This window comes from Consotaella aegiceratis, from assembly GCF_036541425.1.
In the GTDB taxonomy this organism is placed as follows: Bacteria; Pseudomonadota; Alphaproteobacteria; order Rhizobiales; family Rhizobiaceae; genus Consotaella; species Consotaella aegiceratis.
Genome location: NZ_JAZHFT010000001.1, coordinates 275,392 through 286,327 on the forward strand (window position 1 = coordinate 275,392; position 10,936 = coordinate 286,327).

9 protein-coding genes are annotated in these 10,936 nt (G+C 67.1%); 6 read left to right on the top strand and 3 right to left on the bottom strand.

What is annotated here, in order from left to right; genetic code table 11:
• Positions 1-3 precede the first annotated feature (3 nt).
• Genes SMD10_RS01275 through SMD10_RS01285 form a run of 3 tightly spaced genes read left to right on the top strand, consistent with a single transcriptional unit; the run spans position 4 to position 4,409 of the window.
• Entirely contained in the window at positions 4-837 is an 834-nt protein-coding gene (locus SMD10_RS01275) for a carbohydrate ABC transporter permease (RefSeq protein WP_331683813.1), read from the top strand.
• Between the two features lie 3 nt (positions 838-840).
• Positions 841-1,986 (top strand): ABC transporter ATP-binding protein, encoded by a 1,146-nt coding sequence (locus tag SMD10_RS01280; RefSeq protein ID WP_331683814.1) that lies wholly within the window; start codon positions 841-843, stop codon positions 1,984-1,986.
• Positions 1,987-2,030: 44 nt separating this feature from the next.
• On the top strand, positions 2,031-4,409 hold the full coding sequence (locus SMD10_RS01285) for a glycoside hydrolase family 3 N-terminal domain-containing protein (protein WP_331683815.1): 2,379 nt from the start codon (positions 2,031-2,033) through the stop codon (positions 4,407-4,409).
• Positions 4,410-4,494: 85 nt separating this feature from the next.
• Here the strand turns inward: SMD10_RS01285 and SMD10_RS01290 are convergent, their stop codons facing one another.
• Positions 4,495-5,070: an NADPH-dependent FMN reductase gene (locus tag SMD10_RS01290; protein WP_331683816.1), complete on the bottom strand. Its 576-nt coding sequence runs from the start codon at positions 5,068-5,070 to the stop codon at positions 4,495-4,497.
• A gap of 176 nt (positions 5,071-5,246) precedes the next feature.
• Between SMD10_RS01290 and SMD10_RS01295 the strand changes: the two genes are divergently transcribed.
• The 3 genes from SMD10_RS01295 to zwf all read left to right on the top strand — a co-directional run bounded on the left by SMD10_RS01295 (position 5,247) and on the right by zwf (position 8,188).
• On the top strand, positions 5,247-5,618 hold the full coding sequence (locus SMD10_RS01295) for a winged helix-turn-helix transcriptional regulator (RefSeq protein WP_331683817.1): 372 nt from the start codon (positions 5,247-5,249) through the stop codon (positions 5,616-5,618).
• A 152-nt stretch (positions 5,619-5,770) separates the two neighbouring features.
• Positions 5,771-6,562: an SDR family NAD(P)-dependent oxidoreductase gene (locus tag SMD10_RS01300; protein WP_331683818.1), complete on the top strand. Its 792-nt coding sequence runs from the start codon at positions 5,771-5,773 to the stop codon at positions 6,560-6,562.
• A 108-nt stretch (positions 6,563-6,670) separates the two neighbouring features.
• Complete coding sequence (gene zwf / locus SMD10_RS01305) at positions 6,671-8,188, top strand: glucose-6-phosphate dehydrogenase (RefSeq protein WP_331683819.1); 1,518 nt, start codon at positions 6,671-6,673, stop codon at positions 8,186-8,188.
• A gap of 22 nt (positions 8,189-8,210) precedes the next feature.
• Here the strand turns inward: zwf and SMD10_RS01310 are convergent, their stop codons facing one another.
• Complete coding sequence (locus SMD10_RS01310; RefSeq protein WP_331683820.1) at positions 8,211-9,323, bottom strand: glycoside hydrolase family 88/105 protein; 1,113 nt, start codon at positions 9,321-9,323, stop codon at positions 8,211-8,213.
• Positions 9,317-10,840, bottom strand: a complete 1,524-nt coding sequence (gene pglA / locus SMD10_RS01315) for a polygalacturonase PglA (protein ID WP_331683821.1) — start codon at positions 10,838-10,840, stop codon at positions 9,317-9,319. Before pglA ends, SMD10_RS01310 begins: the two co-directional genes overlap by 7 nt.
• Positions 10,841-10,936: the final 96 nt, after the last annotated feature.

A 10,936-nucleotide genomic window follows, 5' to 3' on the forward strand; every position in this document is an offset into this window, starting at 1 on the left:
GGCATGGCTTCGCGTCCCTTTCATCCCGCCCGCCTGTCGATCCCGGTGCTCGGCCTGCTTTGGCTGGCGATCACCACGCTGCCGTTCGTCTTCGTGGTGTTCACCAGCCTGAAGACCCAGCAGGAGACCTATGCCAATCCGGTTTGGGCGCCGCCCGAATCCCTCAACCTGGTGAATTACCTGGACGTGCTCCAGGGACCGTTCCTGATCTATCTGCGCAACAGCGTCTTCGTGATCTCGGTGTCGGTGGCGCTGATCCTGATCGCCAGCGCAATGGCCGCCTACGCCTTGGCGCGTCTCAAGTTCCGGCTGTCCGGTCCGCTCTTCGGCCTGATCGTCGCCGGCATGGTCGTGCCGCTGCACGTCACGCTGGTGCCCGTCTACCTGATGACGCGCAACATGGGGCTCTACGACACGCCCTTCGCGCTGATCGGCCCTTATGTGGCGACCAGCCTGCCGGTGTCGGTGTTCATCCTGACGGAATTCATGCGCCAGGTGCCGCGCGAGCTGGAGGAGGCGGCGCTGCTCGACGGCTGCGGCCCGTTCAAGATCTTCATGAAGATCTTCTTCCCGCTGTCGGCGCCGGGCTTGTCGACGGTTGCGATCTACAACGGCATCATGCTGTGGAACGAGTTCATCTTCGCCTACGTGCTGACCTCGTCCACGGAAAACCGCACCCTGCCGCTCGCGGTCTGGGATTTTCAGGGCACCTACAGCGCCAACATTCCCGCCATCCTGGCCGTCGTCACGCTGACGTCGCTGCCGCTCATCATCGTCTACGCCATCGGCCAGGAAAAGATCGTCAACGGCATGATGGCCGGCTCCCTCAAGGGCTAGAGTATGACCAGTATCACCCTTTCCGGCGTCCAGAAGAGCTTCGGCCACCATCCGGTGTTGTGCGACATCGATCTGAAGATCGAGGACGGCGAGTTCTGCGTGTTCCTCGGACCGTCCGGCTGCGGCAAGTCCACGCTGCTGAGGATGATCGCCGGCATCGAAAGCATTACCAAGGGCGACGTCATGATCGGCGGGGCGCGGATGAACGACGTGCCGCCGGCGGAGCGGCGCGTGGCCATGGTGTTCCAGAACTACGCGCTCTACCCGCATATGAGCGTCTACGAGAACATGGCTTTCGGGCTGCGCCAGGCGAAGACGCCGAAGCCCGAGATCGACCGCCGGGTGAGGGAGGCGGCCCGCGTCCTGCAGATCGAGGCGCTGCTCGAGCGCATGCCGCGCCAGCTCTCGGGCGGCCAGCGCCAGCGCGTGGCGATCGGCCGGGCGATCGTGCGTCATCCGGCCGTCTTCCTGTTCGACGAGCCGTTGTCGAACCTCGACGCGGCCTTGCGCGTCCACATGCGCACCGAAATCGCGAACCTGCATCGCGACTTTCCGGAAGCCAGCATGATCTACGTCACGCACGACCAGACCGAGGCGATGGCGCTCGCCGACAAGATCGTGCTGCTGCGCACCGGCAAGGACGTCACCGCCAAGGGCAGCATCGCCCAGGTGGGCGCGCCGCTCGACCTCTACCACCGGCCCCAGAACCTCTTCGTCGCCGGCTTCCTCGGCTCGCCGACCATGAACTTCATCCCGGCACGGGCGGTGGACCACGATGCGCACGGCGTCAACGTCCAACTGGTCGATGGGGAGATGATCACCGTGCCGGTGGCCGGCGACGGCCTGACGGCCGATATGCCCGTCACGCTCGGGATCAGGCCCGAACACATGCAACCCGTCCCGCAGGACGGCGGGGCGCAGACCATCCGCCGGGCGGTGCAGTCGGTCGAGAACTTCGGCGAGTACAGCTATCTCTATCTGGCCGGCAAAACCGATGCGCCGCTGATCGCCAAGGTGCCCGGCGACACCGCTCCGGGATCGAACGAACCCATGACGTTCGCGCTGCGGCCGGAGTCCTGCCACCTCTTCGACGGCAACGGGCAGGCGCTGCCGCATCTTGACGCGGCCTTAAGCGCCGATTTCATCTGACAAACGGGATCGGCGGCCGGAGCCGCCGGGGAGGAACGACGACCATGTCGAAGCTTTATCAGGATCCGAGCAAGTCCGTTCAGGAGCGCGTGGACGATCTCCTGGCGCGCATGAGCGTCGACGAGAAGATCGCCCAGATGCATGCGCTCTGGCTCTTTCTCTCCCCCGACGGCGACCACAAGACCCGCAGCGACCAATTCACCGGCGCAAGCGATCCCGAAAAGGTCAAGCAGATGCTGGGCTTCGGGCTCGGGCAGATCACCCGGCCGCTCGGCACCCGCAGCGTCGACCCGCGCGAAGGCGTCAAGGCGCTGAACCGGCTGCAGAAGTTCTTCATGGAGGAAACCCGCCTGGCGATCCCCGTGATGAGCCACGAGGAATGCCTGTCAGGCCTGATGGCCAAGGGGGGCACGCTCTTCCCCTCCTCGCTCGCCTACGGCGCGACCTGGAATCCGGAGCTGATCGAACGGGTCGGCGCGGCGATCGGCGCGGAAGCGCGCGCGGTCGGCTGCCATCAGGGCCTGGCGCCGGTGCTCGACGTGGCGCGCGACGCGCGCTGGGGCCGCACCGAGGAGACCTTCGGCGAGGATCCCTATCTGGTCGGCGTGCTCGCCAGCCGCTATGTGCGCGGCCTGCAAGGCGAAAAGCGCGATCTGCTCGCCACCCTGAAGCACTATGCCGGCCATTCGGCCAGCGAGGGCGGCCGCAATCATGCGCCGGTGCATCTTGGCTGGCGCGAGCTCAACGACACCTTCCTGCTGCCCTTCGAGATGGCAGTAAAGCTCGCCAATGCGGGCTCCGTGATGCCGGCCTATCATGACGTGGACAACGAGCCGGCGCATGCCTCGCGTCATCTGCTGACGGAGGTGCTGCGCGAGCAATGGGGCTTCGACGGCATCGTCGTCGCCGACTATGTCGGCGTCAGCCTGCTCTATCAGCATCACGGGCTCGCCGCCGACCGCGCCGAGGCCGCCGCGCTGTCGTTCAACGCCGGGCTCGACGTCGAGCTGCCGGGCGACGACTGCGCCACGCATCTCAAGGATGCGCTCGACCGCGGCCTGATCTCGATCGAGACGATCGACGAGACGGTGCGCCGCGTGCTCACCGAGAAATTCCGCATCGGCCTGTTCGACAAGCCTTATGCGGACGAGACGGGGATCGCGCTACAGACGCCGGCAGCGGTGGACATCGCGCGCGAAGTGGCTCAGCAGTCGGTGGTGATCCTCGACAATGACGGCGTGCTGCCGCTGAAGTCCGGGCTGAAGCTCGCGGTGATCGGCCCGGCCGCCGACGATCCGCTCGCCATGTTGGGCGACTACAGCTTCCCGGTGCACCTGATCCACAACGACAAGCCGGAGGAAGTGGCCAACGTCGTCACGCCGTTCGCCGGGCTGAAGGCGCTCTGCGGGGCCGAAAACGTCACCTTTGCCCAGGGCTGCTTCATCCTCGACGAGCGCCGCGCCGGGGCGCCGGTGTTTCCGGGCGACGTCGACGACGCCACGAGCCTGGAGCAGGCCTCGACCCTATCGACCCGCCTCGATCTCATCCCCGAGGCCGTGGCCGCGGCCGAAGCCGCCGACGTGGCGGTGGTCTGCGTCGGCGATCTTTCCGGCATCTTCCAGACCGGCACGGTGGGCGAAGGATCGGATGCCGACACGCTGGAGCTGCCCGGCGTGCAGCAGCGGCTGCTCGATGCGGTGGTGGCGACGGGCAGGCCCGTCATCGTCGTGCTGTCCAGCGGGCGTCCCTACAACCTCGGCGGGCTGGAATCGAAGCTCGCGGCCCAGGTGATGACCTTCTTCGGCGGCCAGGAAGGCGGCACGGCGCTGGCCGAGGTGCTGACCGGTGCCATCGAGCCGTCCGGCCGGCTGACGCTCTCGGTGCCGCGCAACGTCGGTGCGGTCCCCTATTTCTATGACCACAAGTTCAAGAGTTCCGGCACGCCGATCGCTCGTCACTTCGGCAGCCAATATCCCTTCGGCCACGGCCTCTCCTATACCGACTTCGCCTATGAGGACGTGGCGGTGGACGCCGCGACGGCCGGCATCGAGACCGGAGAGATCCGTCTGGCGTTCACGGTGCGCAACACCGGCGCTCGGGCCGGCGTGGTAGTGCCGCAGCTCTATGTGCGCGACCGGCTCGCCACCATGGTTCGGCCGGTCAAGGAGCTGAAGGCCTTCGGCCGGGTGGCGCTGGACGCCGGGGCGGCCGCACGCGTGACCTTCGTGGTGCCGGTCGACATGCTGAACTTCACCGGCGCCGAAGGAGCGCGCATCGTCGAGCCGGGGTTCTTCGACCTGATGGTCGGCGCCTCAAGCGCCGACATCAAGCTGCGCGCCGAGGTGGAGGTGACGGGTGGCGTGCGCCGCCTGCCGCGCGACTGGCGCATGGAAAGCCGCTGCGAGACCGCGCCGCTCGGCTGAACCGGCGACAGCCAGCCGAAACCATCGGCCGTCCGTCCCGCATAAGGACGGGCGGCCGCAATCGTTCGGGGTGGAGTTCTGCGGCCTACGCCGCCTTGTCGCGCATCGCCTTCAGGCTCTCGGCCCAGCTGTTGAGCTCGGTCAACATCAGCTTGGCGCCGTCCATCATCACCTCGTTGGGGTGGAAGGTGTTGTCCTCGCCGATGAACTGCGGGAAGAACGGGATCGGCACCGACTGGCTGAGCGCCACCATCCCGACATTGCCGAGGAGCTGACGCAGAACCTGGCTGGAGCGCAGGCCGGCCGAAACGCCGCCATAGCTGACGACCGCGGCCGGCTTCCTGCGCCACTCGTGCAGCAGATACTGCACAGCGTTGATCACCGCCGCCGACGGGAAGAAGTCGTATTCCGGCGTCACGAAGACGAAGGCATCCGACGCCGCGACGATCCCGCTCCACCGCTTGGTGTGCTCGTGAGTGTATTCCTGCTTCGACGGATGCGCCGGCTCGTCGAACAGCGGCAGATCGATCTCGGCCAGATCGGCCACCTCCACCTCGAAGGGGCTGTTCTCGCGCGCAAAGTCGGCGGCCCATTGGGCAATCGTCGGTCCGACGCGTCCAGGCCGCGTGCTGCCGATGATGACGGTGAGCTTCAATGCCATGATGGTCCTTTCCCTTGGCGGGACAGCCGGCTGGGAGACGCGGCGATCCGCCTGTCGCATCCATTCGAAACCGTGGTATCCGATAGAGACTCATTGGTCCATCGGGAAGAACCGCATTGATAAAGGGAGAGGCCGGCGCCGCAAGACGGCACATGGAAGCAACCGAGGTTACCTCGATGAAACCGCATCTGCAGTTCGAGCATCCGCGCTGCGGCACAGTTCGCGAGCTGCTCCAGACCGTCGGCAGCAAGTGGTCGGTGTTGATCGTCAACCTGCTCAGCCACAAGCCGCAGCGGTTCTCCGAGCTGAAACGCGCGGTCGGCGGCATCAGCCAGAAGTCGCTGACGAAGACGCTGCGCGAGCTTGAGCGGGACGGATTGGTGGAGCGGGTCGTGACGCCGATCATTCCGCCTCGCGTCGACTATTGCCTGACCGATCTGGGCCGTTCGCTGCTCGGGCCGCTGCAGGCGCTGGGCGATTGGGCGGTCGAAAACGAGGCCGCCGTGACCGCCGCGCGAAATCGGTTCTTGGCGAAGGCCGAGCCGTAGCCGCCGGTCGCGTTGCGGCGCCCCCAGGCGTCTGATACTCACCGGGCATGGGCTGGCCGCAATCGCAGTCGGCTCTCTTGCGAGGCCCTGCCGCCGGGTGCTTGATCGCCCGGGCGCCATGACGGGCCGGCTCGGTTCGGGGAGGCCGGGAAATGGATCTTGGACTTCAGGGAAAGGTCGCCGTCATCACCGGCGGCTCGGTCGGTATCGGGCTGGCCGTGGCCGAGGGGCTGGCGGCGGAAGGCGCCCATCTGGTTCTCGCGGCCCGCGGCAGGGAGCGCGTCGAGGCCGAGGCCGCACGGATCGCTTCGCAATACGGCGTCAGGGCCGTCGGCGTCGCGGCCGACGTCGCCACGCCCGAGGGGGTGGAGACCGTAGTGGCGGCCGCCGAGGCAGCGTTCGAGGGCGCCGACATCCTGATCAACAATGCCGGCACCGGCTCCAACGAGACGATCATGGAGGCGCCGGACGAGAAGTGGCAGGCCTATTGGGAGCTCCATGTGATGGCCGCGATCCGCCTGGCCCGCGGCATCGTGCCTCAGATGAAGCGGCGCGGCGGCGGCGTCATCCTGCACAACGCCTCGATCTGCGCGGCCCAGCCGCTGTGGTACGAGCCGATCTACAACGTCACCAAAGCGGCGCTGATGATGTTCTCCAAGACGCTCGCCACCGAAGTCGTCAAGGACAACATCCGGGTCAACTGCGTCAATCCCGGGCTGATCCTGACCTCCGACTGGATCAAGACCGCCAAGCAGCTGACCGCCGACAGCGGCGGCGACTGGGAGGGCTATCTGCAGGGCGTGGCCGACGACTATGCGCCGATACGGCGGTTCGCCTCGCCGCAGGAACTGGCGAACTTCTTCGTCTTCCTGTGCTCGGACAAGGCGACCTACAGCATCGGCTCCAGCTATTTCGTCGACGGCGGGATGCTGAAGACCTTGTAGCGTCGGCCCGGATTGCGCGCGATCAGGACGGCGTCCGATCGCGAACCTTTGGAGCTTCCGCCGCCGCTTCGCGTTGACCTCGTCTCCCTTTCCAAAACAGGACACGACATGCGCGAGATCATCACAGGGCCGCTTCCCAGCTCCGCGCCCGGCACCGGCCAGACGCCACCCGCCACGCTGGTCATCTTCGGGGCGAATGGCGATCTCACCTCGCGCCTGCTGTTCCCCTCGCTCTACAACCTCGCCTGCGCCGGCCTTCTCGACGACGGCTTCCGGATCCTCGGCCTGGATATCGCGGGCGGCAGCACGGAGGCCTGGCGGACCAAGCTCGGCGACGTCATGCGGTCCTTCACCACCGATCGCGCGGCCGAATTCCATCCCGCCAAAATCGACGACGAGCGCTGGGATTGGCTGATGCAGCGCGCCGAACTGGTCCAGGCGGACTTCAGCCAGGACGAAACCTTCGCCGCGCTGAAGGAGCGCGTGGGCGACGACTCGGCGATCTTCTATCTCGCCGTCCCGTCGCGCTTCTTCGGCGGCATCATCGATCATCTCGGACGATCCGGCCTGCTGCAGGAACCCGACGATAAGTTTCGCCGGCTCATCATCGAGAAACCCTTCGGCTCGGATCTGGCGTCCTCGAAGACGCTCAATCGCCGCATCCTGCGCCGGGCTCGCGAGGATCAGGTCTTCCGGATCGATCACTTCATGGGCAAGGAGCCGGTCCAGAGCATCCTCGCCATGCGCTTCGCCAACGGCCTTTTCGAACCGCTCTGGCGCTCCGAATATATCGATCGGGTCGAAATCACGGCGGCCGAGACCATTGGCGTCGAGGGGCGCGGCCGGTTCTACGAGCCGACCGGGGTGCTGCGCGACATGGTGCCCAACCACCTATTCCAGCTGCTCTGCATGGTGGCGATGGACCCGCCCTCGTCACTGGACGCGGAGGCGATCCGAAGCGAAAAGACCCGCCTGCTCGAAGCGGTGCGGCCGTTGCAGCCCTCCGACATGGTGTTCGGCCAATACGGCGCCGGAACGATCAACGGCAAGCCCGTGCCCGCCTACCGCGAGGAGCCCGATGTCGCCCCCGACAGCGTCACGGCGACCTATGTCGCCGCCAGGCTCCAGGTCGACAGCTGGCGATGGGCGGGCACGCCGTTCTACCTGCGCACCGGCAAGCGGCTGGCGGCCCGGCGCACCGAGATCGCGCTCTACCTGAAGCCGGCGCCTTTCGCGCTATTTCCGGAGGCGCCTCGTGGCGCGGCCACCTCCGACATGATCGTGCTGTCGATCGGACCGCAGCAGGGCATCGAAATCGTCTTCGACGTCAAGCGTCCCGGCCCGACCATGGATATCGCCAAGGCGGCAACGCGGTTCGACTTTCAGGAGAGCTTCGAGGAGCGGCCGAATGTCGGCTACGAAGTGCTGCTCTACGACTGCATGCGCGGCGACACCACGCTGTTCCAGCGCGCCGACACCATCGAAGCCAGCTGGCGGATCGTCGACCCCGTGCTGCGGAACGGGCAGAGTTCTCCACCGGAGATCTATGCGGCGGGCACGCCGGGGCCGGCCTGTGCCGGCGACGTCTGCCTGACGGGTTGGCGCGACCTGCGAGCCGGCGCATGACGCGGCGCGCGGCGGGGCGCGCCTATCCGACAGACGCCCGGACGGGCTTCTTCGATCCGCCGTAGGAGACGCTGACCGCCTCGGCGGCCGCCATCATCAGCGGCCCGACGCCCTTGGCGTCGTCGGCGACCACCGGCTCGGTCAGGTAGTAGTCCGGTGTGCCGTCCCGGTAGCGTCCCGAGAAGCCGCCCAGACCCGCCACCTGGCAGATCCCCTCGAAGCGGACGCCGGCCGGCCCTTCGACCAGCCGTGTCGCCACGAGGCGATTCAAGGCCTGCCGCCCGACGGCGCCGTCCACTGGCAGGCCGAGCCGTCCCGCCTTCTGGAGCGCATAGGCGAACATCGCCGACGCCGAGCTCTCCTCGTAATTGCCGGGAAGATCGGGCTGGTCGATCACCTGCAGCCAGAGCCCGGTCGGGGTTTGCAGTTCGATGATCCTGGCGAGCAGTGCCTTCGTCCGTTCGGCAATTCCCGCGACGGAAGCGCGCTGCAGGCCGACGAGATCGATCACGTCGACCAGCGCCATTGACAGCCATCCCAGCGCCCGGCCCCAATAGGCCGGCGATCGGCCGGTCTCGGAATCGGCCCAGCGCTGCTCGCGGCTTTCGTCGTGGCCGTGGACGTAGAGCCCGTCGCCGCCGTCGGTCAGGTCGAGCGCCCGCGAAAGCTGATCCAGCGCGTCCTCGATCAACGCTTCCTCGGCGGTCGCCTGGCCGAGCTCGATCTGAAAGGGCAGGCCCATATAGAGGCCGTCGAGCCAGACCTGCCACGGATAGGTCTTCTTGTGCCAATAGCCGCCCGCCTTGGTGCGCGGATGCTTGGCCAGTTGCTCGCCCAGAAGCTTGGCTGCCTGCATGTAGCGCGCCTCGCCGGTGACCTCGTGCAGATAGATGAGCGCCCGGCCCGACAGGATGTTGTCGATATTGTACTCGTCGACCCGATAGCCGGCGATCGTGCCGTCGGGCGAAACCTGGAGGTCGACGAGACGCTTCAGATGGTCGTACCAGCGCGCTTCGCTGGTGGCCTCGTGCAGGAGCCGCAGGCCGCGGTAGACGCATCCGTCCTCGTAGCACCAGGCGCCGTTCTTGTAGGGGTCGTAGCGTCGGGCATACGCGTCGAAATAGTCCATCAGCATGGTGTCGAGATCCCCTCGCTCACGGACAGACCGTCTGGAAGGCCGCCCTCGCCAATCGTCAGGTGAGTGAATTCGGTGATGATGCCGGCATGGCGCAGCCTCTTCACATGACACGCCATCAGCGGGCTCGCCGGCTGGGCCTGTGGGTCGAAGGACGCACTCAGACGGGCCAGCCGGACGTTCTCCACGGGTGCCTCGGGCAGCCCGAGCAGCGCCGCGACGGCGATCCGCAGATTCTTCAGCTCGACATCCTCGACGAGAATGTCGGCGATGCGCGGCGTCGTTTCGTCGACCGGCACGGCTTCGCGCGATTGAACCGGCTCGTCCTTGCCGTCCGGATCGCAGAAATAGAAGGCGTTGGCGGTGATCGCGGTGTCGACGCCGTCCATTACCACGCGGCGGAAGGTGACATCGGTCACCGCGCCGCCGCGGCCGCGCCGCGTCTTGATGCGCAGGCCACGGTCGGTGCGGCGCATGTCGCAGTCCTCGACCGTTACGCCATGGATGCCGCCGCTCATCTCCGAGCCCAGCACCACGCCGCCATGGCCGCGCTCCATCAGGCAATGGCGCACCGCGACGTTGCGGGTGGGCAGCAGATGGTCGGTCCGGCCAAGCGCTCGCTTGCCCGCCTTGATGGCGATGCAGTCGTCTCCGACGGAGAAATGCACGCCCTCGATCGTCACGTCCTCGCAACTCTCCGGATCGAAACCGTCGGTGTTCGGGCTCTCGGCCGGGTTCTGGACCGAAAGGCCGACCGCCGTCAGCCGACGGCAGCGGTAGGGATGCACCGTCCAGGAGGGCGAATTTCGGATCACCGGACCGGCCAGCGTCAGGTCTTCGCAGCCGATCAGATGCAGGACGCGGGGGCGCCGGGCTCCGTCGCGCGTCTCCTTCGGCCATGTCCACCAGTCGCCTCGGTCACCGCCGCCGTCGATGATGCCAGGACCCGTAATCGCCAGATCGCGGCAGTCGATGGCGGTGATCAGCGCCGCGAAGCAGGCGTCCGGCAGGCCTTCCCAGGAGCCCAGCACATGGTCGCCGCGCCACGGCTCGAGAACCGGATAGGCGGCACGATCGGTAATCGCCGCCAATTCGGCGCCGTCGGCCAGATAGAGCGTCATGGCGCTCTTCAAGAACAACGGGCCGCTCAGCCACCGCCCCTTCGGCAGCATCAGCGTTCCGCCGGCGGGCACCGCATCGATCGCGCGCTGCAGTGCCGCCGTGTTGTCGGCTGCATCCGTCGAAGCGTAGTCGGCCGCGTCGATCAGCCCGGCACACGGCGCTGTGCGGAACGACAGCGGAGCGAAGCCGTCCGCATCGAGCCGATAGTCGGTGTCGGGCGTCAGATCGTGCCAGAGCTCGACGGCTTTCGTCGCCATGCCCGCTTGCGTCGCGCCAGCGCCCGTCAGGCGCCAGCCCACGGGCTGCGGCAGGTCGTATTTGGCGCCGGGCACGGCCAAGCAAAACGCCGCCGTGCGCGCCGTCACGGCGGACGGCGCGATCGCAATCTCGGACATGGGGTCTCTTCGATGGTTGGCGAACGGTTCGCCGGAGGGGCTTGCGGCGGCCGGGGCCCCGCACTCCCCTGCCACCATCAGCCCAGGATGTCGTAC

Excerpts from the sequence above, each read along its gene's own strand:
- SMD10_RS01275 (WP_331683813.1), top strand. The coding sequence starts at position 4 with ATGGCTTCGCGTCCCTTTCATCCCGCCCGCCTGTCGATCCCGGTGCTC.
- SMD10_RS01280 (WP_331683814.1), top strand. The coding sequence starts at position 841 with ATGACCAGTATCACCCTTTCCGGCGTCCAGAAGAGCTTCGGCCACCAT.
- SMD10_RS01300 (WP_331683818.1), top strand. The coding sequence starts at position 5,771 with ATGGATCTTGGACTTCAGGGAAAGGTCGCCGTCATCACCGGCGGCTCG.
- SMD10_RS01310 (WP_331683820.1), bottom strand. The coding sequence starts at position 9,323 with ATGCTGATGGACTATTTCGACGCGTATGCCCGACGCTACGACCCCTAC.
- pglA (WP_331683821.1), bottom strand. The coding sequence starts at position 10,840 with ATGTCCGAGATTGCGATCGCGCCGTCCGCCGTGACGGCGCGCACGGCG.
- SMD10_RS01285 (WP_331683815.1), top strand. The coding sequence starts at position 2,031 with ATGTCGAAGCTTTATCAGGATCCGAGCAAGTCCGTTCAGGAGCGCGTG.
- SMD10_RS01295 (WP_331683817.1), top strand. The coding sequence starts at position 5,247 with ATGAAACCGCATCTGCAGTTCGAGCATCCGCGCTGCGGCACAGTTCGC.
- zwf (WP_331683819.1), top strand. The coding sequence starts at position 6,671 with ATGCGCGAGATCATCACAGGGCCGCTTCCCAGCTCCGCGCCCGGCACC.
- SMD10_RS01290 (WP_331683816.1), bottom strand. The coding sequence starts at position 5,070 with ATGGCATTGAAGCTCACCGTCATCATCGGCAGCACGCGGCCTGGACGC.